Origin of the sequence: Pedobacter ginsenosidimutans (assembly GCF_001442625.1) — a bacterium.
Classification (GTDB): Bacteria; Bacteroidota; Bacteroidia; order Sphingobacteriales; family Sphingobacteriaceae; genus Pedobacter; species Pedobacter ginsenosidimutans.
In genome coordinates this window covers 23735-48703 of the sequence record NZ_LMZQ01000020.1, presented here as the reverse complement: position 1 = coordinate 48703, position 24969 = coordinate 23735, and the positions used below count along the sequence as shown (strand labels likewise).

Here is a 24969-nt window from a genome sequence, read left to right as displayed (position 1 = left end):
AACTATAGATCAGTGACACTATAAGTTAAAGGCTGTATCATAAATTTTGATTCCGTTAGAACTTGCCACGTTGAGCTTGTCGAAACGCTTTGTGAAGCATTTGGACAAGTCCTTCGACAGGCTCTCCGTAGGAGTCCTTTGGACAGGATGACAATCTATATCTGTGATACAGCCTCCTTAGAAGTTTGTATTATGTTCAAAAACAAAAGGCTTTCTGATCCTAATCAGAAAGCCTTGTTTCATTTGTGTGTTTTTTATTATTTGATTGCAGCAATTTCTTTTTCAATTGCAAAAGTTTCTACAGAGCTGATGTTTGTTTTTAAAGCTGCAAATCTATCGATAGTTAATTTTTGTGATTTACCCATTACTAAAGTATGTTGATCAGTAGAACCGCTTAATTTTAAGTCTGCCTGATCAGCAATTACAGTATATAAACCTTCTGAGCTGGTATTGATTTCGGCATGTGCATTTCCTTTTAAAAAGATCTGAAGATATTTAGTCCTTAGTTTTCCTTCAGTTTTAACAATTGCATTTTCTGATGCTACAATTCTGTAAAAATCGTTTACATAAACAGTTAGTTTTGCTTTTTCGGTACTAGTTGAAGTGATTTTTAAATTATCACCATCCTGCATCACTTTTGCTGTTCCAGTGTTATCATCAGTATAAGAAATGCCTGGGTTACTCCGCTGGATAATGGTTACTTCTACATTTCCTTTTACAGAAATTCTTTTAAAAGCCGATATTTTTAAAATTGTATGTGGCTCTTTTTCTATTGCAGAAACGCTTGTAGTAAATACAGCTGACGATAAAACGATTGCTGTTAATGAAGTGGCAATTAGGGTTTTGATTGAGGTTTTCATAATATTTTTATTTAAAAATTAAATGTTAATTAATTGTTATTTAAATGTTTAAGTCTTTTTGTTGTAGTTTTGATGATAAGACGCAATGAAATAAAAAACGTTGCAGGCAATGTTGCGTTTTTATACAATCGATAGGTAATACTCGACGAACAGGCATTAATTCAAGACGAAAACTTGAAACTTTTACCAAGCATTTGTAAAATATTTTAAGATCTTTTATTGAGTTAGTCTTTTTCTTTATATTTAATGAGAATTTTAGTCTGTTTTTATTTATGAAGAAAAAGGTTGTGCTTGTTCAGGATAATAAAGATATCCTTGATATAATGGACCATGTATTGGAAGAGGAGGGATTTGATGTTACGGCATCATTGACAACCGAACCTATAGATAAAATAGACGAAATTGAACCCGATGTGGTGATTGTAGATGATCACATTAAGGGAAAAAAGAGAGGATCACAGGTGATTAAAGAACTTAAATCTGATCCTCAAACAGAAGATGTATCGGCTGTGTTAACTTCCACATCAAATAACTTACCTCAACAGGCAGAAGAATGCAAAGCTGATGATTATATCGAAAAACCGTTTGATATTGATCATATGGTTGAAGTGGTAAAGAAAAATTCTTAAAAATCTTATTCGATCGAATGGTCGTCATTTCGATCTGATAGCTATCGGATGGAGCGCAATCCCGAACTTTCGGGAGAGAAATTTATGAATTGTATTATTCAGAATTTTACTAATAGATTTCTCGGCTACGCTCGAAATGACGGACCTTTCCTAAGGGATAACTTCCTTTATAACATCCTAAAAAAAATTAATTTTCTTAATTCATTAATGGTTAGTATTAATCCAGCAAGGAAGGGCTAATATCAAAGCAATATAAATTTCTTCTCGAAGCATCGAGATCGAAATGACAACTATGCACTATACATTTGGTTTATAAGTATCTGTTTTAACCGTTGCTTTTAATTCATGTAAAATCGTATATAGCCCAAAATTAGTCCGGTTAACATAAATGAAATGTTTTACGCCACGTGCCTGTTTAAATTCCGGCATTTTAGAAATTTTTTCGCCATAGACATATAGTTGCTCAAAAAAATCAGGTTTACTAAAATCGAAAGATTTACTGGTATAGGGTTTGGCAAAAAGACTGATCATCTCCCTATACGATTTATAGTAAAACTCAATCTGTTCAGGAGAATCGTCAGCATGGATCATGTCCAGTTTTCTAAATGCATCTATCGTTTTATTTTTATCATGAATTACATCAGTAGAAATTAAGGCGAAAAACGGGTAATAGAAATCATCTGGCATTTCTTTTATACAGCCAAAATCAATTACTCCAAGGTTTTCATCCGGTGTAATCATAAAATTTCCAGGATGCGGATCTGCGTGTACAGCCCTGAGTTCATGTTGTTGAAAATTATAGAAATCCCACAGCGCCTGACCAATTTTATTTCGCAGCGCTTGAGAAGGATCCGTTTGTAAAAATTCTTTTAAATGCAAACCATCAATCCAATCCATGGTAATGATCCGCTTTCCGGATAATTCGGGGTAGTATTTCGGAAATACAACATGATCGAGGTTTTTACAGGCTTCTGAAAATTCGATAGAACGTTTAACTTCCAGTTCGTAATCGGTTTCTTCGAGCAAACGTTCTTCAACTTCTTTAATATAGATATTCAATTCCCTTTCCGACATGCCCAATAAACGGAAAGCGAAAGGTTTTACCAGTTTCAGATCCGAAGAAATACTGTCTCCAACACCAGGGTATTGAATTTTAATGGCGAGTTTTTTACCATGAAGCATCGCTTGATGCACCTGGCCAATAGAAGCAGCATTGCTGGAGCTTAGGTTAAAACTATCGAAAATATTTTCAGGTGTTTTGCCGAAATTTTTGGTGAAAGTTCTAACAATTAACGGACCTGAAAGGGGTGGAGCATTGTATTGAGATTGGGTAAATTTATCGACGTAAGATTTTGGCAGGATATTCTTATCCATACTTAACATCTGTGCGATTTTTAAGGCACTGCCCTTTAATTCGCTCAGCGATTTATATATGTCGGTGGCATTATCCTCGTTAAGCTGCTCGCGGTCCATTTCGGGGTTAAACAGTTTTTTTGAGTAATGTTTAATGTAATTGCCTCCGATCTGAATACCTGTTTTAACAAACTTTGCAGAACGCTCTACCTTTGTGGTTGGAATACTTTTTTGTGTCTTCATCTGGTATTTAAAACCTCATCTTTTCTGCAAACTTCCCATTCCTGGATAAAAACTTCCCATATTCCAATAAATTATCGATTGGCGAATGCTGAAAAAGATCGAAAGTTACATTAATGCCTTTTTCGATGGCCTCATCACTTTTTTCGAAACCTTCACTATCATCGTTGATCCAGAAATTAACAATAAAGGCAAACTGGATCCATAAGGCATCTTTATATCTTTTGCTTAGAAAACGGCGCTCAGCAAGCTCCCCACTATCTAAACCCTCTTCAATAATTTCTTGCGCAAAGTTTTCGAAAATAGGTTTAACGCCAGCCAGTACATCAGGGGTAGAAAATTTACCACGGTGATTCTTTAAACTGTAAATCACAAAACTGCGTTCGTTCTTCAGGTTTTCGAGGTAACTGTAAAAGAAAGAAAGCATTTTTTCTCTGGCCGTATACTGTAGCCAAACTTCTTGCTCTTTGATTTTGTTAATGGTTTCGAAAGTAAGTTCGAACCAGATTGTTTTTTCAATGCTTTCAAAAGAAGAGAAAAATTGATAAAAATCGGCCTCGGTAATTTTAAGCTTCTTCACAAAAACATAAACCGATTTTGGTTTTTCATTGTTTGTTAAAACATAATCTAAATATGCTTTTCTAATTTGCTGAGCAGTTGCCATATACCAGTTTTTTACAAGTATAACGTTTAATTTATGGGCTTGTTTTTACAGTTGGTTTTTTGTTGATCATGAAATTGTAATAATAGCTTTCAAAATATTTGAAAGTTGGTTTTTGACTAATTATTTTAGTTTTTATAAATTTTAATGTTGATAATTTTTTACTGTTGAACTAAAATAATTAGTATTTTTGCTTCTGATTATTCCTTAACTAAATAAAGCAACATGATCCAGGTAAACGATTTTTTATATGGCAAAATGGAACTGCCAATGGTATTTTCCGATCTGTTAAATACTGATGCTTTAAAAAGGTTAGGTGGGATTCATCAAAGCGGTGCTATATTTTTAGTCAATCCAGATATCTGCCATTCGCGGTTGGAGCATGCCATAGGAGTTACCATGTTGATCAGAATGCTGGGTGGTTCAGAGTTAGAGCAAATTGCAGGGTTGCTGCATGATATTTCGCATACCGCTTTTTCTCATGTGGGCGATTATGTTTTCGACAATACAGACGAAGACTATCATGAAAAGGTTTTCGCCGAAGTTTTATGCAGATCGGAAGTACCTGACGTGTTGTTAAATTATGGATACAACGTTAACCAGATTCTGTATGGTACATTTGATATTTTAGAACAGCCATTGCCAGCGCTCTGTGCGGATCGTTTGGATTATACTTTACGTGATGGTATTCATGGTGGGGTAATTTCCCGTCAGCGCGCCCGCGAATTTTTGACTTCCATTGTGTTGAAGGATGGGAAGATAGCGGTGAATGCAGAAACTGAGGTGGCTTGGATTAATGAAGCTTTTGAAAAACTGAATAATGAAGTGTTTAAACTACCGCTTCACCTTTACGCCAACGGTAAAATGGCCGAATTAATTAAGAAGTTTTTGAATAAAGGGGTATTGGTTGAAAGTGATATGTTTAAGACAGATACCATGCTGTTAAACAAAATCAGAACTTCTTATGAAGGATATGAAGCCATTAAATCAATCAAACAGTTAAAAGGTTTCGCCGAATTTATGCGCCATGGAGCCGTGCCAAAGATAAAAACAAGAACATTAAATGCGCTTTTGGTTTAGCGATTAGGAGTAGGTGTTTAGCGTCGATTATCCTCTTCATTTCGTCATCCCGAACTTGTTTCAGGGGCTTTCTGGACTTGTTTTACCACACCAGGCTTGGTTATATTTTGTCACGAATTATTATGTACAGTTTATCGCTCTCGTTTCGTCATCCTGAACTTGTTTCAGGATCTTTCTGTTTAAATATATGCCGAGGGCTAACGAACCAACAAACCATTTCATAAGAATTAACGTATATTGTAAAAAAAATATAAAGATATGTCTGCAATAGAAATTATTTTAATAGGAGTGGTTATCCTGCTTATTTTTGGTGGCAAGAAATTGCCGGAATTAATGAGGGGAATAGGGAGAAGTGTGAAAGAATTTAAGGATGCCAAAGACGAACCTCCGGTAAAATAATTGCAAGAAACAAAACTTTCTGTTAATGGTGCTGTTTTTAACTAAAATAAACGCTAATATGGAAAATAAAAAAGAAGATCAGGCCAAATCAAAATCCGATTTTACAGCAGAAAATGCAAAACACCCTGAAAAGGGATTAAATGATTGGAACGACCGCCTAGATGAAAACCTGGAGTCTGAAGATCATAATGATAGTGTTGCAGACGAAAAAGCTAAAGACTTCTCCGCAAAGTACGGTAGCGGCGATCAGTCCGATCAGGGTAATAACTGAATATTTATCATATAGCCACTTTTAATAGGTGGCTTTTTTGTTCTGCATGATATTTATTCATCGTTCTCAATTCGGTTTTTATTAAGGTATTACGTTTTTATGTGAAACTTTTTTACACTACTGCTCTGGTTTATTACACAAAAGGTAATTTTTCCGCTTAAAACTATTAAAAATCTAACAATTGTTGTTTCTAATGATTTGATTAATAGTATATTGCATATCTAATCAAATAGCCATGTGTAACGTTTTCAAACTAAACTGATAGGTAATGAGGGGGTATTGGTTGTTAGTTTTGTGTACGTCTTTGTTTTTTGCTAAAGCATTTGGACAAAACATTTCTAACGAAGGAACTGATTTTTGGACGGTTTTTCCAACCCATGTACCATCAAGAGCTGTTAATGGAGTAATTCCATATGGTAATATTGCTGTTTTTGTAACATCAAAATCTAATTCTGAAGTTACCGTAACTTGTGGAAATGCTGCTCCTGTTACAAAGACTATTCCAGCCAATACAGCCGTTAGGTTTGATGTTCCAAGAGCCGATGCTTATATTGATGGAGTATTAGAGGCCAACCAGGTTTTAACAAATAAGGGAATACATGTTAAAGTTACCGATGGTCAGCCGAAAGTATCCGTTTATACCCACATTTATGGTGCAGCAAGATCTGCTGCTTCCCTGATCTTACCATTTGAAACTTTGGGCCAGACATATTATTCCATGAATTTTTCGCAGAGCAATGGTGGTAATAATTTTTTAACATTGGTAGCTGTAGAAGATAATACTGATGTTATTTTGCATGAAAAAAATGGCAATAAAATCTCAATAACCTTAAACAAAGCCGGAGATGTTTATGAATATTTAGCATCTGGAACGCAAGATCTTACTGGTACTTATGTAGAAACAGATCCGGTAACATCTTCTTGTAAGCGTTTTGCAGCGTTTTCCGGTTCTTCAGTACTCACAATTGTTTGTAATTCTTCTCAAGATCCATTGTTTCAGCAGCTTTACCCCACAAACAGCTGGGGTAAAAATTATGGGGTTGTGCCCTTTATCAATAGAAAATATATCTTACGGATTCTTGCACAAGAAGATAATACAAGTGTAACTTATAATGGCACTACATACATTATTAATAAAGGTATATCTATTGAAAGCGAACAATTAACCAGCTCTACTTTTATCACGGCTGATAAATTAATTAGTGTAGCCGAGTATTCCTTAACGCAAGATTGTTCCTCTGCTAATGGAGGGGCTATTATAGGTGATCCGGAAATGGTGATATTAAATCCGATTGAATTTAATATAAAGGGTGTGACCGTTTTTTCTTCTGATTTGCAGAATATTACAGAAAAGTATGTAAATGTTTTAATTAAAACAGCTAGCATTTCGGGATTTAGGTATAACGGCGTGGCACCAAATACCGCATGGACCGTTTTAAATGGCAATTCTATTTACTCCTATACACAGATTCCGGTTAACGAAGAAAGCATAACACTAACTGCTGGTGATGGCTTTAATGCTGTGGCTTACGGCTTTGGCGATCATGAATCCTATGCTTATTCTGCCGGTACAAATCTATCTTCCAACAACTATCTTACCGTGTTTAACACCACTAAAAATGAAGAAGGACAAAATGGATGCGTGGGAGAAACTTATAATATTAAAATATCGCTTCCATACAAACCTGATTATATTAATTGGTCGCTAGATAATGAAACTGTAATTAATCAAAATCCGCCTGTATTACTTGATACTAAAACTTTGCCCGATGGAACCAACATATATACTTATGAATCGCCATATACCAGAACGTACGCGGAAAAGGGTAAGCACAGTTTAGAAATTGTAGCACATGTGCCTAACACATCTTCATGCGCGTCGGGTGATTTAACAACCAATTATACTTTTAATATTTACGATCTTCCAATAGCAAAATTTAATCCTATCATAGGTTGTTCAAATATTGTTGCGAAATTTACAGATGAGAGTATTCCTAATAATGACGATTTTACAATTACCAAATGGTTTTGGGATTTTGGAGATGGAAGCACCCCCTCTACTGAACAAAATCCAGAACATATTTACGCAAAACCTGGTAAATATATTGTCAGATTATCAGTTACCACAGGTTCGAATTGTGCTAATACCTCAGATCCTGTTGAAATTACAATAAATCCTACACCATTAGCAGATTTTAATGTTATTGGCTTTTGTACCAATAAACCAACCGTTTTAACTGATAAATCGAGTATAGAAAGTACTGGGACCATAGTAAAGTGGACCTGGGATTTTGGAGATGGAAGTACTCCCATAACGCTAGAAGATAATGTTCCTCCTCCACATCAATATGCTGTTGCGGGTGCTTATACCATTACCTTAACTGTTGAAAGTGATCTTAACTGTTTAAATATTAAGCCTATAAACATAAATGTATACGATCCACCGAAAGAAGTGGATTTCATGCTTCCTGATTTTTGTTTGGCTGATGGCGTAGCAAGGTTTAAGAATACCTCAAAAAATACAGATGGCACCACAATAGGCTTAACTGCACAATGGACCTATACTTATAATGGCAGCACAGTAGCTACCTCAACTGATTTTGATGGTGCTTTTACGCCTCAAAATACTGGCGATTATATAATTACACTGACCGTTAAAAATGCAGAGGGCTGTGACATGTCGTTTCCAAAACCATTTACCGTTAATGGTGATGTTAAAGTAGCAGATTTTGAAATTTTAAACGATCATAGCTGTGTGAGTGAAGATATCATGATTAAAAATAAATCTACTGTATTTACGGGAAAAATCACAAAGATTGAGATTTACAGAGATTTTGGTAAAGAAACTTCCATTTATAAAACAATCCCTTATCCTGATAATAACGAAGTTTTTATTCTTAAATACGATACATTTGGTGGTACTACCGACCGGACATTTAACATCAGACTTGTTGCCTATTCCGGAGAAAGTTGTTTTAAATATTCAGAGGTGAAAACACTTACCTTAAAACCAGTTCCACAATTGGTGTTTGATGATATGGCTCCAGTTTGCGAGGCAGATGGAACAGTTTTAATTACGCAGGCCAAACAGAAAGTTGGCGAAGAAATGAATGGACGGCCAGGTGTATACAGTGGCAATGGTATGAGGACAGATGGCACCTTTAATCCTAAAATTGCCGGGCCTGGGCCACATAGCATCACTTATACATTTACAGGAGATAATGGTTGTCCTAATTCCATTTCCAATACCATTACAGTATATAAATCCCCTTTGGCCAATGCGGGGACATTGGTTTATCTTTTGGCCGGTGGACAGATCGAAATTCCGGCAACCGCCGAGGGAGACAATTTAAAATACGAATGGTCGCCGGCAATTGGTCTGAACAAAACCAATGTCTTAAAACCAGTTGCCTCACCAAATGAGGATACAGAATATACCTTAACGGCCACTACACAGCCAGAAGGTTGCGTAACAACTTCAAAGGTATTAGTTAAGGTACTGCAAGCTATAAATCCTCCCAATACCTTTACGCCAAATGGTGATAATGTAAACGATACTTGGATCATTAAATATTTAGAATCTTATCCAAATGCCACCGTCGAAATTTTTAACAGAAATGGGAATAAGGTGTTTTTTAGCAATGGATATAAAATTCCTTTTGATGGGAATTACCAAAATGAACCGCTTCCGGTAGGTGTTTATTATTATATCATCAACCCGCGTAACGGACGAAAAACAATAACTGGACCGCTCACTATAATCAGATAAATTGAAGAAGTTCATCATCATATTTGCACTTTTTGCAACATTTAAGGTTTTTGCACAACAAAAGCCACAGTATACGCAATACATTTTTAATCAATATCTGCTAAATCCAGCGCTCTCAGGGATTGAAAATTATCTCGATTTTAAAGCTGGTTACCGTAAACAATGGTCAGGTATTACCGATGCGCCTCAAACTTCATTTGTATCGGCACATTGGGCCTTGGGCGATAATCAACTGTGGAGTAATGCACTAACCTCTTTCCCTGAGCAAACAGGTAATCCGATGGACCGTAATTATATGCAAAACTACATGTCGTCGCCATCGCATCATGGAATGGGGGTAACTGCTGTTTTAGATAAAACTGGTCCGATTAAAAGACTGGATGCGAATGTTACCTATGCCTATCATTTACAGCTAAGTAATAATTTTAATCTTTCGGCAGGTGTTGCTGCAGGTATTTCGAGTATTTCTTTAGATGTTAATGCGCTTACTTTCGATACGCCGATAGATCCGATTATGAACAGGGCATTGATTAATCAGGTGAAACCCGATTTAAGCATCGGTTTGTGGTTATATGGCGCCAGGATGTTTGCAGGTTTATCCGTACAGCAGATTTTACCTCAGAAATTAAGTTTCACTGGTGATAACAGCTATAATCTGGGTAAAGAAGCCCCACATTATTTTGCTACGGCAGGATATAAGTTTTTCTTAGATGATGAAATTGCCGCTGTACCATCGGTAATGGTAAAGTATGTATCACCTGCCCCGGTTTCTGTTGATGTAAACCTGAAACTGGCTTTTAAAGACAAAATATGGTTGGGCGGCAGTTACCGCAAAGATGATTCGTTTGCGGCAATGGCTGGCTTTAACATCGGTAAGATGGTTAACTTAACCTACTCTTACGATTTTACAACATCAGAGTTAAATCAGGTAAGTAATGGCAGTCATGAAATTGTATTGGGCCTATTGCTGAATAATATCTATAGGGTGCCATCGTATATTAAAATGTGGTAATATTCTGGTATTCAGATTTATATAGGTGTGTGATTTATAGATCGGAGCGCAAAACCTGTATAGAACAGGAAGTTTCCTCCCGTCTTTCGCTTTTACGCTTCGCTTCCTCGTACCTCGTTGCTGCAGGGTAATGCTTCAGCCGGGGCCGGGGCTAAATGACCAAGGCAGTTTTTCATTTTTGAGGTTGCAGGGTGCAGAAACTTTGTGCTTAACCCAATTTTAATGGAAAGCCCGTAAGCGAGGAATCCCAATTCATCGGGATGGACTTGGAATGGAAAGCGGGACTGAAGCTGCCAAGCACATTAGACTGCTAATTTCCCAGTCACAATAATAGAAAGCTTCTATTTGGTAATTGATAATTTATTGCTGACTGAAAACCAATAGCTGAAAACTGCCAACTGATCTAAAGCTCTTTCCTGAGTCTGGCTACCGGAATATTCATTTGCTCACGATATTTCGCAACAGTTCTTCTGGCAATGTTATAACCTCTTTCTTTTAAAATTTCGGTTAATTTTTCATCTGCTAAAGGTTTGCGTTTATCTTCGTTGCCAATGCAGTCTTCCAGTATTTTTTTAACCTCTTTATTCGAAACTTCTTCACCGTTTTCGGTTTGGATAGCCTCTGAGAAGAAAGATTTTAACAAGAAAGTGCCAAATTCGGTCTGCACATATTTAGAGTTTGCCACCCTCGATACGGTTGAAATATCCATATCAATTTTATCGGCAATATCTTTTAAGATCATTGGGCGCATTTTACGCTCATCGGCTGTTAAAAAATATTCATATTGATAATGCATAATGGCATTCATCGTTTTTAACAAAGTCTGTTGTCTTTGTTTAATCGCATCGATAAACCATCGTGCAGAATCTAATTTTTGCTTCACAAACTGAACAGCTTCTTTCAGTTTTTTATCTTTCGACGACGCCTTGTCGTAATGCTCAAACATTTCCTGATAAGATCTGCTTACCTTTAATTCTGGGGCATTTTTCGAATTTAGCGTCAATATTAATACGCCATCATTATTACTGATATGAAAATCAGGAATAATCTGCATTTGTTTGGTGGTAACCTGATTGGCATCACCTGGTTTCGGGTTTAAACGCAAAATTTCGTTTACAACCTCTTTAAGTTCTTCACTGTCTAAACCTAAACTTTTTTCTAATTTATCGTAATGTTTACGCGTAAACTCATCCAGATAGTTTTCTACAACATTCATTGCTTTAACTATAATCGGATTGTTCGGGTCTTTCCTTTTTAACTGGATCAGTAAACATTCTTTCAGGTCTCTTGCGCCAATACCTGGAGGATCGAAGCTTTGGATCAGTTTTAACATTTCCAATACATCCTCTTCCTCAACCATAACATTCTGAGAAAAGGCAAGGTCATCAATCATGGAGCCCAGCGGACGGCGTAAATAACCATCATCATCTAAACTACCGATAATCTGTTTGCCGATAATAAAATCCTGATCGGATAGGGGAATAAGATCTAATTGTTCCTGTAAACTTTCAAAAAAAGTACTTTCAATGGCAATTGGAGTTTCTTTTTTCTCCTCATCGTCATCACCATTGTTGTAGTTGGTACTATAATCGTTGGTAGAATCGTCCTGTAAATAATCATCTACATTAAATTCATCCATGCTGGTATCTTCTGATGATTGTTCGTAATCTTCAGGCCCGTCATTCAAATCATCATATTCGCTCTTTGGCTCATCCTGAGTCATTAAGCTTGGGTCTTCAAGCGCCGGGTTTTCTTCAAGTTCTTCTTTTACACGGGTATCTAAAGCAACGGTTGGCACCTGCAACAGTTTAATAAACTGTATTTGTTGCGGTGATAACTTTTGTAATAATTTTTGTTGTAAGTGTTGCTTTAGCATAGTAAATATAAAAGAATGGGGCAAAAATAAACAATAGATTTCAGATATTCTGCTGAATTGACTTAAATGCTATCGATATGTTTGGTTTTAAAATTATTTCATAAACATTTGTATTGAGTTTAATGTTTGCTACTTTAGTAATAAAAACTAAAACTTAATGAAATATGGGCATTATAAAAGAATTTAAAGAATTTGCAGTTAAGGGAAATGTACTCGATTTAGCTGTGGGTGTAATCATTGGTGCCGCATTTGGCAAAATTGTTAGCTCTTTGGTTGAAGATATAATAACTCCAGCGGTTTTGGGTCCGGCACTAAAAGCTGCAGGATTGGAAGACTTAAGCAAACTTACCATTGCAGGTACCGCGATAAAATATGGGAATTTCCTTTCGCAGGTAATCACTTTTATCATTGTTGCATTTGTTCTTTTCCTTATTATTAAAGGTGCCAATAATTTAAAAAAGAAAGAAGAAGCTGCGCCTTCAGCTCCTCCCGTACCTACAAAAGAAGAAGTGCTTTTAGCCGAAATCAGAGATTTGTTAAAAACAAAAGCATAATATATAAAAGCCGTCCCGATTTTATAACGGGGCGGCTTTTTTGGTTTAATAACTTCTTTTTACACTTGGATCGGTTATAATGATGTAATCACCGAGTTTTTTAAATTGCTGCCAATCTGGATTCGTAAAACTTTCATCAGAAAATGATGAAATGTTCAGGATTTTTAATTTTGGATTAGCCTGAGCCAGTTTCGCTAATGTTCCCAGTTTTTCATCGCTATGGAAACGTCCGTTAAGCTGTAAAACCTTAAAGCCCCTGTTTGCCTTAACAAACTTATTTATAGACCATGCCATGGTTGCGTCCCATAAATTTTGTGTCTGGTAAATTTTCATTGAACCCATGCTGTGGCCACCTAAAGTTTCTGTGAATTTTTCATAATACCTCCCCTGAGCAGTATCGATAGGTAAGGGTGGTAAAAAATTGAATGATGTATTTGGGAAATTTTTTAAAACTTTAAGCCCTCCCATGGTAACGGCATTGCTGTAGCGCGTCGCTGCATTTGAGGCAATAACTTTTAACTTGTTTTGTTTGGCGTATTCTATTAAAGGTTTGTAATCTTTGTAATTACCCCAGGCTCTGCCTTCTTTAACAAAGTTTTTTTCTGAAATTAATCCTGCTAAATATTCGTCTAACTCAGGTTGTACATCGGTATGGAACATTTCTAAAGACAGTGCCGTTTTTAATGGATATTTTGAATTGAGTTTTCTAAAGAGCTCCGCTTCCAGATAATGACCTATAGAATCGTTGTGGTCTTCGCCAAAGAATAAAACATCTGCCTGGTCCATATCAGCAACAATGTCGTCTATTGATATGGATTTCTGTTTTTTTACATCGTAAATCTTGTAATGGCTACTTATTTCCTGTGCGTATAAGCTAGTAGAAATAGTAAAAACAAACATTAATAGGGGAAATTTCATGCCATCAAAATAACAAAATAATTTTCACCGATAAAATAAGGGCACTTACCGCCTTTTATCGAGTTCCTGCAAGCCAGATCTATTATGATCGGGTGCTTATCAATACTTTTGGGTTATTAAATATGAACACACATGGATAATCTTAATAAAAACGATAACAACCACATTAAAAACTCAGGAAGGGTTTGGAGTGGTTTCATCATAGTCATCATCGGATTTGCATTTCTATTGAATAATATGGGATTAAATATTCCAAGATGGATATTCAGCTGGTCTAATTTTTTAATTGCACTTGGTGTATTTATCGGCGTTCGTCGTAACTTTAAAGGAATAGCCTGGCTGATCCTGATTTTGATTGGTGCTTACAATACATTAGATAATATACCTGGGTTAGATCTTGATTTATCTAAATATGCTTTAGGTATTGGTTTGGTTATAGTAGGCGGGTTTTTAATCTTCAGGCCAAAGGATACCCAGGCTTTTAGAAAAAAACGTAAGGATAAGAATAAAGCCGATTTTGATTTTAACGAAGCTGCCGATAAAAAGACTGTAAATAATAATGATGTTATTGAAGTAATGGCCGTTTTTGGAGGAAGTAACCAAACGGTTTACTCTAAAAACTTTCAAGGGGGCGATATTACAGCTGTATTTGGCGGAGCAGATATTGTAATGACTCAGGCTGATTTTCCTGATACAGTATCGCTTGATGTAACAGCAGTTTTTGGAGGAATTAAATTAATTGTACCACAAAACTGGGCAATAAAATCGAACGTAACGGCATTATTTGGTAGCGTTGAAGATAAAAGATCGCATGTAATGCCGGTAGCAGAGATGAAAAAAACATTGATTTTAGATGGGACGGCTTTATTTGGAGGGATCGAAATTAAAAGTTTCTAAACATTTATTATAAAACATCGCCTATGAAATGGTTTGCAGTAAATTGTATCTATCAGGTAATTTGTGGTGAGGGAAAACATACGCCCCAATTTAATGAACAAACGCGTTTAATCCAGGCAGATGGGATTGCGCAGGCTTTAGACAAAGCGAAATTGAATGCTGTACATTTTAACCCTTCTTTTAATAATTGTAACGGCGATAAAGTAGTATGGAAGTTTATAGGTGTAGGTGGGATATCGGCAGTAGAAGAACTTGCTGATGGTGTAGAAGTAAGTTCCAGAATTGTTGAACCAAAATCGGTTACACAATACCTGGAAAAGCTAGCGCACCGCAATAAATCATTAACTAATCAAAACCATTTTGACAACTAGACCTTTATCTGTTCCGCAAATACAGAAAATATCGTTCACTATTGCAATAGTGTGGACTGTGTTGTGTGGTGCAGGATTACATTATGTAGTTAATTTTTCTTGGTGGATATCAATAACCGACAGCTTAACCAATAATTTTTTATTGGCTTTGGCCTGCATTGGTATCAGCAACATGCTTGGGTATTACCAGCCAAAAAATGAGCGGATACTGTACGTACTGATCATCACGCTTGCGCTTACTTTTGTGATTATTTTTGCATCAAAATATGTGGTGCTTTATATTTTTTCAGATTATAAAGAGTACAAGGATTTTTACAATTTCTCTTTTGCCTTCAGAGGTTTAATTTCTTTCATGTGTTTGGCCTGGTGTGCTTTAGCTAATATTTTATGGTATAGATTAGAAGAACAATCAGAAACACACGAAAGACTATCGGCAGCTAAAAGTTTAGCCAAAGAGGCTGAGTTAAATAAGTTAAGGCACCAATTACAGCCACATTTTCTTTTCAATAGCTTAAACTCGGTATTTGCACTTACGATGGTTAATCCGAAAGAGGCAGGTGTAATGATTATGAAATTAGCTTCTTTTCTTCGTGGTACATTAAAACGTGATGATGAATTGTGGGTTTCGGTAGAAGAAGAAATGGAGTACATCCAATTGTATCTTGATATTGAGAAGGTGAGGTTTAGCCACAGGTTAAATATCGAAGTTAATGTGGCAGAAGATACTTTAAACCTTTGTTTGCCAGGCACCTTATTGCAGCCCATTGTAGAAAATGCTATTAAATTCGGACTTTATAATACTTCCGCAGGCATTACCATCAAGATAGATGTTACCGTTGAATATAATATTTTGCAATTACGTGTACAAAATCCTTTCGACCCAGAAATGAAGGCTGCCGGAGGAACAGGATTTGGTTTAAGTGCGATTAAACGCAGGTTATATCTGTTATTTGCGAATACCCATCTGCTACAAACCGATATTGAGGCAAATAATTTATATATTACCACCCTAAAAATTCCACAAAAAAATGATCAGAACAATACTAATTGACGATGAGCCTTTAGCAAGAGATATTGTAAAATATTACCTTTCAGATCATGCAGAAATAGAGATTGTAGCCGAATGTGGTGATGGGTTCGAAGGCTTAAAAGCCATTACCATGCATAAGCCTGATTTAATTTTTCTGGATATCCAAATGCCTAAAATAAGCGGTTTCGAAATGCTCGAGCTGGTTGAAGATAAACCTGCGGTGATTTTTACTACAGCTTTTGATGAATATGCCATTAAAGCTTTTGAGGTTAATGCAGTAGATTATCTGCTTAAACCCATCGATAAATCGCGCTTCGATGCGGCCATTAAAAAACTGCCTAACAAATTAAATCAAACCGAAAATACGGAGGCTGTTTTGGATGCAGCAGCTTTAAGTCCGGCGCAAAATAATAGGGTAGTGGTTAAAAAAGACGGTGTAATTAAGATTATTCCTGTTGCTGATATCAACTATTTAGAGGCTGATGATGATTATGTGAAATTAAGTACAGTTGATGGTGCTTTCTATAAGAACAAAACCATGGCTTATTTCGAACAAACGCTCGATGTGAGCCAGTTTATCCGTATACACAGGTCTTATATCATTAACCTGGCCCAGGTAACCAAAATAGAGCTAAAAGAGAAGGATAGTTATGTGGTGCTGTTAAAATCTGATATCTGGTTGCCGGTGAGTAAAACTGGTTATGTAAAGCTGAAGGCGGCTTTAGGGCTTTAGGCTGATTATTTGGAAAGCAATCAACTGCTAAAGTTATGGTTAGTCCTGCTTTCCGTTACTCCCGATGAAGAATCGGGATCACTGCAATCAGGTTTGTTTTACGGTGGTCGCTGCTGTTATTATTGGCCTGTTCCCTTCTAGCGCCTAATACCAATAACAAGAGATATTGTCAGGGTTCCTTATTTCGTTCCTATAGAACGAATCATTGGTAGAAAAAATGCAATATGCATATTTTCGTTCCGTAGGAACGTTTGATGAAATAAATAACGCAGGTAATCGTCTAAAATGAGAACATTAGCCCATTTTTTCAAAAGATTTTTTACATTTGCATTAAATAGAAAAAATAATAATTAATCACTCTTGCATTTGTAGAGAAATCGCTTTATATTTGCACCTCTTAATTTTACAATAGATAATATACAGTCATGAAAAGAACATACCAACCTTCGCAAAGAAAGAGAAGAAACAAACACGGCTTCCGCGAAAGAATGGCAACAGCTAACGGCAGACGAGTATTAGCATCACGTCGTGCTAAAGGAAGAAAAAGATTAACAGTTTCTGACGAACGCAAGCATAAAGCATAATTTTTGATTGCTTTTCCGTTAATTCGGGATCGGCAGATCAAAATCTGCAGTTATCAATCAAAAATATATGTACACATTCAGGAAAGAAGAACGGTTATGCAGCAGGAAACATTTAGACCTGTTGTTTAAAAACGGTTCTTCTTTTTTATTATACCCCTTCCGGATTTCTTATCTTTTTGTCGATCAACCAGCTGATGTGCAAGCACAGGTGGTAATCAACGTTCCTAAAAAAAGATATAAACGGGCAGTAGATCGCAATCTGCTCAAGCGCCGCATACGCGAAGCTTATCGCCTAAATAAACAAGATAAATTATACATGCCTTTACCTACCGATAGGGGATTGCTTTTGATTTCTATTCAGTTCGTAGGTAAAGAAAAATATGATTTTGCCTTTATCGAGAAAAAACTGATTGCTACTTTTAAACGCTTTCAAAATTTAATCCAGCCAAATGAAATTCATCAATAAAATTTTCGGATGGTTTTTTTTAGGTTTAATCAAGGTGTATCAATATGCCATTTCGCCAATGCTGGGCGCAAATTGCAGGTTTACGCCAACTTGCTCGCAGTATGGGGTAGAAGCCATTAAAAAGCACGGGCCATTTAAAGGTGGCTGGCTGGCGCTGAAACGCATTGGCCGCTGTCATCCATGGGGCAAACATGGTCACGATCCTGTTCCGTAGCGAGGTTCATTAGTTCACTGGTCATTAGTTCATTTGTTGCCATCGCTCATTGGTTATTGATTCATTAGTCATTTGATTATTGGTTAACGCGGCCGTCATTTCGACTGTAGCGTAGTCCCGAACGTTCGGGAGAGAAATCTATTTCATTTCAATTATAAAGATCCTTCGACTACGCTCTGGATGACATGCCACGAGGGATAATTGCCCCAGTAATTGCTTAAATCGGTTATTGACTCCAAACGCCAAACTGGTTAAACGGTTAATTGACTTCAAACGCTAAATTAAATTAACTTCAGACCTCTGACATCGGACTTCCGACTACATCCATTTTTTAATATCTTTGCGTAATGGCTAAAATACTTCAAATAGAAACTGCTACTGCAATTTGTTCGGTAGCACTATCTATCAACGGCGAAACGATTTCATTTAAAGAAGAAAAAGGACAAAACCTGCATGCTGCTAATTTAACCCTGTTTATTGATGAGGTGCTTAAAACGGCAGGTGTAAGTTATCAGGAATTGGATGCTGTTGCGGTAAGTAAAGGGCCAGGGTCTTATACAGGATTAAGGATTGGCGTTTCTACAGCTAAAGGCCTTTGTTATGCATTGGATAAGCCATTAATCGCTATTGAAACGCTAGAAATGATGGCTGCTGGTTACTTAATGGAAAACCCTGATTATTCAGGTCTAATCTGTCCAATGATCGATGCCCGTAGAATGGAGGTTTATACCTCAATTTTCGACCGTTCTTTAAACGTCATCACGTCAACTGAGGCAAAAATTATTGATGAAACAAGTTTTACTGATTATCTCACGCAGCAAACCGTTACTTTTTTAGGTGATGGAGCAGCTAAGTGTGCTGAAGTTTTAACACACCAAAATGCAAAGTTTGATGAGGCCAATTTTAATGCTGCAACATACATGTCGTGGTTAGCTAACGAAGCTTTCAGCAACAGTAAATTTGAAGATGTAGCTTATTTTGAACCTTTTTACCTGAAAGATTTTGTCGTTACGCAATCTAAAAAACAACAAGCACAGGGTTAAACCATTTATTTTCTTTTAAAGATCGAAAACAAACTTTTAAAGAAACTCCCACCTTCATTATCATTTATGCCGGGTATTACATCGGCAAACTGCGGATGGTTAACCACGTTGCCGAATTTAATGCCCACACCCATATAAAAAGAAGCGCCATTGGGGCCACTGCCTACAGTAGCATCTTTTTTAATTAGTCCATAAGTTTGGAAACTGGTAGCCACTAAATTATCGGTACCCATAAACAACTCGAAATTTGGCGTCTGGTATTTCCCTTGCAACCCGACCATGAAAACACCATTTAAGTTATACAACGGGATAACACTGCCAGAAAAATCGTTGACGATGAAAGTATTCACAAAAGCAATATCTCCACCTTTATAAAACAGGTTTTTCGAAACGGCTAATCCTGGTTTGTAAAATCCATACCGTTTAGATAGGTAGACATCCAGTTTGGCATTTGTAGGTGCTAAAAATTTTTTACTCTGCTCTGAAAGCAGAAAAATGTCCTTTATTTCCTGGTTGGTATTAGATTGGTCCTCTAAATTTTCAATCACTTTAGATTGATCTATAGTAGTGCGCTGTGTGTTGCTCCGCCACCAGATAAAACCTAAATCTTTAATATTGGCCATCAAAAACAGACCTTTTTTAGTGGTGTAATTCGTTCCAAAACTTAATGATAAACCAGGATTTTTAAAGTTGGGAAAGAAGTTTTTCTTGTTTATCTCGTTAAAATCAGAGAAATTGCTCGAGTAGGTACCATTCAGCCCGATCAATAATGCAGAAGCGCCTGGATCTATGTATAAATAAGAATCAGATATATCGAGTTTGTTGTATAATATCCCGCTCAGTATACTTGCTTTTAGCCCAAAAGCGAGCCTCTTGTTCCAGTTTTCCCTATAGGTAAAGCTAAACTGATGGTAACTTTGTTCGTAACCTTTGGTATCGAATATTCCGGTATATTGCTGTCCTTTGTTAAATCTTTCAAAAGAATCGAAAATAGCAAGGCTTTCATTTGTATAATCGATATGTGCATCAGATCTGATCTGCCAAGAAAACCCCATTTCTTTTTGATACTTATAAGATTTGAATAGTCTGAATGCTGCTACATAAATATTGCTGTTTTCGAAAAAATGATTCACTTCTCCAGTACCAATCAGTAAACTTCTTGTATCAAAAACACCTTCCTGTGTTAATTTTCTTATGGCAAACTTAGAGCTTCCCTTATTAATGGCATTTGTACCAAAGTAGGGCAGAAAGAAATTGGAAGAGAATTTTCGCGATGAATCGAGGGTGAAAGATTTTTGAGATGGGTTTTCGAAAGCATCAAACATCGTTTTGGTGCCAAAAAGTGCATATTGTTGTGCATTTGCAACCCCGAAGCTGGCTAATGCCAGTAACGCAAGTAAAAGTTTCTTCATGTAAAATAGTTTTTCTGGGCTTGTTTCCTTATTAACGGTTACTTAACGAATCTGGTATTTCTGGCTTTAAATATTTGTTTAAAAGCAAGTTAGTGATAAACTTGTTTTTATCTGCACTCATCTGATAATAAAAAGTATCGAAACTTTTTAAACCGCTATCGCCCCTCAAATGTTTATAAAATGGAAGCTGAATGTTGTTCCTGAAAATATCTGCCGAATTTTTGGTGTTGATGTAATAACTCACATTCGAAGTAGTTGAAATCTGGTTTACTGCATCTAAATATTGTGGGGTCTGTATTAAGAGCCTGTTATGCTTGTAATCATTTAAAAATGATTGAACTGTACTCGCATTATTGGCCACAACCAAATTATTATCTACAATGGTATAATATGGCCTGCCGAATTTTTTAAATGGTTCGCCAAAGTAACTATACAGGATATCGGCTGATTTAAACAGCTTAATATCTTCATTGTAATCTGCACTTACATCAAGCAACAACTGTTTTACTTTTTCCCCATTTGATAATGAAATTGCACCTAGTTTTTCGCTGGTGCTTAATTGAAAAAGAATAAATTGATTCTTCGTGTAAGTGGTAAAAATCGAATTTAAATCTATTCTGTATTCGTCTTTTACCTTTTTTATTACCGCATTATTTTTTGAAAGTATTTTCGTCTGTTCCTGCCAGCTATTTAATTTTTTAAGCCATTTGCCATAATCATCATAAGCATAAAGTGCATAGTTTGCTGTATTATCAGGCAGGATGTTTTGGATAGATGTATTTTGAGCAGCAATGTTTTCGAATAGTTTAAGGTAGTTATACTGATCTTTTAACTCTGTATTTCCGCTGAAAAGAATTTTTTCTTTGCTAAAATTATAATTAAGTACGGCAAAACTGTTCTGTTTATTAAAAATTGCAATTTCTCCATTAATATTACCTGCGATAATATTTTTGAGCAATAAGGGCGCCTGGTTAAAATTGATATAAACATGGGTGAGCACATTTTTAATTTGACGGTTATTCTCCTTAATATATTCGGTAAAGGGATTTTCTGTTAAACGTACATTGGCATCATTGATCAGTTTGAGCGATGTTGAAGCTGTTAATACCTGGTCATGAACACCTAAATAAACCGATAAGCTGTCATTGAGCTTCACTGTGTACAGGTCTTTAGCGTTTTCGCTGATCGCTTTTTTTAATTTTAACTGTTCGTAGAATTTTTTGATGTCATTATCACGTTGTATCTGTACGGTGATTAAGAAGTTCAGGGTTTTATTCGAGTCGGGCAGTACACTAATATAAACTTGCTGATCTTTTAGGTATCTGTTTAGTACATTATCGTCGATGATACTTGTTTTTAGCTGTTTTAACAGGTTCATTTTATCCTTCCCTAAAACCTGTTGTATAAGCTGTTGCCCTTCAATGATATCGTAAAAACCTTTATCGTTCTGAAAAGAAAATACCAATGCGGCATTATTGGTTGCCGATTGCAGCGCCAGGTCTTTCGCATCATTATCAATTCCCAATTTCGAAAAATAGACGTAGGCCATAAAGGCTACACCTAAAAATAATGCACTTGTTAGAATTACGATTTTTTTCATCTGCTGTGCAACAAATTTAATTTATTACATTGATTAGTGAGAAGTTCTTTGTCAATTTATTAATTTAGCGATTGCTACTAGCAAATAACTATGAATAAACGAATAATCCTTACCGCTTCTTTTTTTGGTGCTGTTGCTGTTTTGCTGGGCGCATTTGGTGCTCATGGCCTAAAGGCCCTAATTGATGGACCATCATTAGAAATTTGGCAAAAAGGTGTTGATTATCAGTTCTATCATACATTTGCACTATTGTACCTTTCTACCTTTGCACGTTATAGAAACAAGCTCATTAACATTGCTTATTTCTGCTTCACATTTGGAATCATCCTTTTTTCAGGGTCGTTATATTTATTGGCTACCCGAAGCATATCGCATTTAGGATTTACTGAATTTATTGGCCCAATAACGCCAATTGGTGGGCTTTTATTTGTATTGGGATGGATAATGCTCTTTTTTGCGGCATTTAAAGATAAATAATGAATACTTTCGAAAACGATATTTTTGCAGAAAGAGAAACACTTTTTGTTGAAGTTATTTTGCCATTATCTTTGGCGAAAAACTATACTTATCGGGTACCTTTCGATTTAAACGATCAGGTTGCCGTCGGAAAACGGGTGGTTGTTCAGTTTGGAAAGCATAAAATTTATACCGCTTTAATTAGCGGCATCAGCACCGTACCACCAACGGTTTATGAGGCAAAATATATTATCGATGTAGTAGATGCTGAGCCTGTAATTACACCCATGCAGCTTAAATTCTGGACATGGATGACCAATTATTACATGTGCAATGAAGGGGATGTAATGGCAGCTGCTTTGCCTGCAAGTTTAAAGCTGGCCAGCGAAACGATCTTGATTCTTCGCGAAGATTACAATGAAGATACCGAACTTACCGATAAGGAAGAAATCATTATCAATGCACTGAAACAGCAGCAGAAACTTACTGTTAATGATGTTTCGAAGCTCCTTGGGCAGAAAACCGTATATCCGATTATCAATCATTTGCTCGATAAAGAATTAATTCTGGTAGCAGAAGAAGTGGTTCAGAAATATAAACCTTTGCTTAAATCGTTCATCATTTTAAATGATTTTTATAGCGATGAAGAAAATCTGAAACAGCTTTTTAATGTTTTGGATAGGGCACCTAAACAATTAGACGCTTTACTGGCTTACCTGAAATTACAAAAATCAAATCTGCCGATCTCTAAAGAACAGCTTTTAGAGGAAAGTAATTGTGGACCAGCGGCATTAAAAGCTTTAACCGACAAAGATATTTTTGTGGTGATGAAAAGGCCGGTTAGTCGCCTGGCCGCGCACGATGAAGAATTCAGTGTGAATTTCGAACTGAACGAAGGACAGCAGAAAGCATTAGGCCAGATTAACCGATATTTTGAAGAAAAAGAAGTGGTTTTGCTACATGGTGTTACCGCATCTGGAAAAACACAGGTTTATATCAAGCTGATTGAAAAAATCATTCAAAATACAGATGGTCAGGTATTGTTCTTGTTGCCCGAAATTGCTTTAACGACACAGATTGTAGAACGTATTAAGCGCTATTTTGGTAATTCAATAGGGGTATACCACTCTAAATTCAACAATAGCGAAAGGGTAGAAATCTGGAATAAAGTAAGAACCGGTGCTTATAAGGTAATCCTTGGTGCTCGCTCAGCCGTTTTTCTTCCTTTTCAGGATTTAAAATTAATTGTGGTTGATGAGGAACACGAACCATCTTACAAACAATACGATCCTGCACCACGTTACCAGGCCAGGGATGCAGCCATTTACCTTGGTTATCTGCATCAGGCCAAGGTTGTTTTAGGTTCGGCTACACCATCTTTAGAGAGTTATTATAATGCCTTACAGGGTAAATATGGACTTGTAGAAATGAAAGAGCGCTTCGGCGGTGTCCAGCTTCCAAACCAGCAGGTGGTAAGTATTTCGGAAGAAACGAAGAAAAAAACAATGAGCTCGTATTTTTCGAGTGTATTGATCAAAGATATCGACCTGGCGCTTTCTAAAAACGAACAGATTGTGTTATTTCAGAACAGAAGGGGCTATGCCACCATTTTAATCTGTGCTACCTGCGGTTATACTCCAAAATGTGTAAACTGCGATGTAAGTTTAACCTATCATAAAAGCAGCGGCAAATTACATTGCCATTATTGTGGCTATCAGCAAAGTAGCGTAAATATCTGTCCGGCCTGCGGTTCGGTGCATGTGGAGCAAAAAGGATTTGGTACCGAGCGGATTGAAGAGGAACTCAGGTTACTTTACCCGGAAGTTACCATTGCCCGGTTGGACATGGACAGTACAAGGACAAAAAATGGGCTCCAACAGATATTAAACGACTTTCAAGAGAAGAAAACCGATATTTTAATCGGCACACAAATGGTGGCTAAAGGATTGGACTTCGATAACCTGAACCTTATTGGTGTAATTAATGCCGATACGCTTTTAGGTTACCCCGATTTTCGTGCTTACGAAAGGAGTTTCCAGTTGTTGGCACAGGTTGCGGGTAGGGCAGGTAGAAGGGCCGATCAGGGTAATGTCTGTATCCAGACTTACGATGCCGAAAACCGTATTATCAAGCAGGTGGTGAACAACGATTATGAAGGTATGTACAACGACGAAATTGTTGAGCGTGAGAAATTTCTTTATCCTCCTTTTTCCAGAATGATATTCTTGTATGTAAAACATAAAGATTCTCATGTATTAGATCACGCGGCATTCACGCTGGCCAATATCCTTAAAGGGAAATTTGGTAAACGGGTTTTAGGTCCCGAGCAACCTTTAGTAAGTCGTGTACGGAATCTTTATATCAAACAGATCATTATCAAGGCTGATAAGCATACTGCCATTCAAAAAGTTAAAGATGCATTAAGAGAAACCCTGACCCAATTTAATGCTACCAAAGAATTTAAAGGCGTTTTTACGCAAATTGATGTAGATCCGTATTAATTACTAATTTAAGTTTTGATTTAGTGTTACTTACGGTAAT

24 protein-coding genes are annotated in these 24969 nt (G+C 36.5%); 17 read left to right on the top strand and 7 right to left on the bottom strand.

Annotation, left to right across the window (positions count from 1 at the left end; genetic code table 11):
- Nucleotides 1-257: 257 nt before the first annotated feature.
- Nucleotides 258-860, bottom strand: coding sequence for a GIN domain-containing protein (locus ASU31_RS19960; protein WP_057934035.1), 603 nt, complete (start codon nt 858-860; stop codon nt 258-260).
- A gap of 272 nt (nt 861-1132) precedes the next feature.
- On the opposite strand from ASU31_RS19960, the gene ASU31_RS19955 reads away from it, so the two are divergent.
- Nucleotides 1133-1489, top strand: a complete 357-nt coding sequence (locus tag ASU31_RS19955) for a response regulator (protein ID WP_057934034.1) — start codon at nt 1133-1135, stop codon at nt 1487-1489.
- 297 nt (nt 1490-1786) lie between these two features.
- Here ASU31_RS19955 and ASU31_RS19950 read toward each other — a convergent pair whose 3' ends face one another.
- Entirely contained in the window at nt 1787-3085 is a 1299-nt protein-coding gene (locus ASU31_RS19950; protein WP_057934033.1) for an ABC1 kinase family protein, read from the bottom strand.
- Nucleotides 3086-3092: 7 nt separating this feature from the next.
- Nucleotides 3093-3746: a TetR family transcriptional regulator C-terminal domain-containing protein gene (locus tag ASU31_RS19945; RefSeq protein WP_057934032.1), complete on the bottom strand. Its 654-nt coding sequence runs from the start codon at nt 3744-3746 to the stop codon at nt 3093-3095.
- A 222-nt stretch (nt 3747-3968) separates the two neighbouring features.
- Here ASU31_RS19945 and ASU31_RS19940 point away from each other — a divergent pair, with 222 nt between their 5' ends.
- From ASU31_RS19940 to ASU31_RS19925, 5 genes are all read left to right on the top strand, one after another.
- Nucleotides 3969-4823, top strand: coding sequence for an HD domain-containing protein (locus ASU31_RS19940; protein WP_057934031.1), 855 nt, complete (start codon nt 3969-3971; stop codon nt 4821-4823).
- A 258-nt stretch (nt 4824-5081) separates the two neighbouring features.
- Complete coding sequence (locus tag ASU31_RS27265; RefSeq protein WP_083505447.1) at nt 5082-5222, top strand: Sec-independent protein translocase subunit TatA/TatB; 141 nt, start codon at nt 5082-5084, stop codon at nt 5220-5222.
- 58 nt (nt 5223-5280) lie between these two features.
- A complete protein-coding gene (locus ASU31_RS19935; RefSeq protein ID WP_057934096.1) occupies nt 5281-5493 on the top strand; it encodes a hypothetical protein in 213 nt (70 codons plus the stop codon).
- A 268-nt stretch (nt 5494-5761) separates the two neighbouring features.
- Nucleotides 5762-9262 carry a PKD domain-containing protein gene (locus ASU31_RS19930; RefSeq protein WP_083505446.1) on the top strand — a complete coding sequence of 1167 codons (3501 nt, stop codon included), beginning with the start codon at nt 5762-5764 and terminating at the stop codon, nt 9260-9262.
- 1 nt (nt 9263) lies between these two features.
- The gene (locus ASU31_RS19925) at nt 9264-10274 is read left to right on the top strand and encodes a PorP/SprF family type IX secretion system membrane protein (protein WP_057934029.1); all 1011 of its coding nucleotides are present in this window, start codon (nt 9264-9266) and stop codon (nt 10272-10274) included.
- A gap of 403 nt (nt 10275-10677) precedes the next feature.
- Here the strand turns inward: ASU31_RS19925 and rpoN are convergent, their stop codons facing one another.
- Nucleotides 10678-12150 carry an RNA polymerase factor sigma-54 gene (rpoN, locus tag ASU31_RS19920; RefSeq protein ID WP_029280404.1) on the bottom strand — a complete coding sequence of 491 codons (1473 nt, stop codon included), beginning with the start codon at nt 12148-12150 and terminating at the stop codon, nt 10678-10680.
- Between the two features lie 164 nt (nt 12151-12314).
- Here rpoN and mscL point away from each other — a divergent pair, with 164 nt between their 5' ends.
- Nucleotides 12315-12704, top strand: a complete 390-nt coding sequence (mscL, locus tag ASU31_RS19915; protein WP_057934028.1) for a large-conductance mechanosensitive channel protein MscL — start codon at nt 12315-12317, stop codon at nt 12702-12704.
- 45 nt (nt 12705-12749) lie between these two features.
- On the opposite strand, the gene ASU31_RS19910 is transcribed toward mscL, so the two are convergent.
- Nucleotides 12750-13622, bottom strand: a complete 873-nt coding sequence (locus tag ASU31_RS19910) for a ChaN family lipoprotein (RefSeq protein ID WP_057934027.1) — start codon at nt 13620-13622, stop codon at nt 12750-12752.
- Nucleotides 13623-13754: 132 nt separating this feature from the next.
- Between ASU31_RS19910 and ASU31_RS19905 the strand changes: the two genes are divergently transcribed.
- From ASU31_RS19905 to tsaB, 8 genes are all read left to right on the top strand, one after another.
- On the top strand, nt 13755-14519 hold the full coding sequence (locus ASU31_RS19905) for a LiaF transmembrane domain-containing protein (protein ID WP_057934026.1): 765 nt from the start codon (nt 13755-13757) through the stop codon (nt 14517-14519).
- Between the two features lie 23 nt (nt 14520-14542).
- Nucleotides 14543-14890, top strand: a complete 348-nt coding sequence (locus ASU31_RS19900) for a DUF4288 domain-containing protein (protein WP_057934025.1) — start codon at nt 14543-14545, stop codon at nt 14888-14890.
- Entirely contained in the window at nt 14880-15941 is a 1062-nt protein-coding gene (locus tag ASU31_RS19895; RefSeq protein WP_245224569.1) for a sensor histidine kinase, read from the top strand. Before ASU31_RS19900 ends, ASU31_RS19895 begins: the two co-directional genes overlap by 11 nt.
- A complete protein-coding gene (locus ASU31_RS19890) occupies nt 15919-16653 on the top strand; it encodes a LytR/AlgR family response regulator transcription factor (protein ID WP_057934024.1) in 735 nt (244 codons plus the stop codon). Before ASU31_RS19895 ends, ASU31_RS19890 begins: the two co-directional genes overlap by 23 nt.
- Nucleotides 16654-17078: 425 nt before the next feature.
- The gene (gene rpmH, locus ASU31_RS19885; RefSeq protein ID WP_010601723.1) at nt 17079-17237 is read left to right on the top strand and encodes a 50S ribosomal protein L34; all 159 of its coding nucleotides are present in this window, start codon (nt 17079-17081) and stop codon (nt 17235-17237) included.
- A gap of 67 nt (nt 17238-17304) precedes the next feature.
- Complete coding sequence (locus tag ASU31_RS19880) at nt 17305-17703, top strand: ribonuclease P protein component (protein WP_057934023.1); 399 nt, start codon at nt 17305-17307, stop codon at nt 17701-17703.
- Complete coding sequence (yidD, locus tag ASU31_RS19875; protein ID WP_057934022.1) at nt 17687-17917, top strand: membrane protein insertion efficiency factor YidD; 231 nt, start codon at nt 17687-17689, stop codon at nt 17915-17917. Before ASU31_RS19880 ends, yidD begins: the two co-directional genes overlap by 17 nt.
- 347 nt (nt 17918-18264) lie before the next feature.
- Nucleotides 18265-18960, top strand: a complete 696-nt coding sequence (gene tsaB, locus ASU31_RS19870; protein WP_057934021.1) for a tRNA (adenosine(37)-N6)-threonylcarbamoyltransferase complex dimerization subunit type 1 TsaB — start codon at nt 18265-18267, stop codon at nt 18958-18960.
- A 5-nt stretch (nt 18961-18965) separates the two neighbouring features.
- Here the strand turns inward: tsaB and ASU31_RS19865 are convergent, their stop codons facing one another.
- Complete coding sequence (locus ASU31_RS19865; RefSeq protein ID WP_057934020.1) at nt 18966-20372, bottom strand: DUF5723 family protein; 1407 nt, start codon at nt 20370-20372, stop codon at nt 18966-18968.
- Between the two features lie 31 nt (nt 20373-20403).
- Nucleotides 20404-21972 carry a hypothetical protein gene (locus ASU31_RS19860; protein ID WP_057934019.1) on the bottom strand — a complete coding sequence of 523 codons (1569 nt, stop codon included), beginning with the start codon at nt 21970-21972 and terminating at the stop codon, nt 20404-20406.
- 90 nt (nt 21973-22062) lie between these two features.
- Here ASU31_RS19860 and ASU31_RS19855 point away from each other — a divergent pair, with 90 nt between their 5' ends.
- Nucleotides 22063-22449, top strand: coding sequence for a DUF423 domain-containing protein (locus ASU31_RS19855; RefSeq protein WP_029279875.1), 387 nt, complete (start codon nt 22063-22065; stop codon nt 22447-22449).
- A complete protein-coding gene (priA, locus tag ASU31_RS19850; RefSeq protein WP_057934018.1) occupies nt 22449-24929 on the top strand; it encodes a replication restart helicase PriA in 2481 nt (826 codons plus the stop codon). Before ASU31_RS19855 ends, priA begins: the two co-directional genes overlap by 1 nt.
- The last annotated feature ends 40 nt before the right edge of the window (nt 24930-24969 follow it).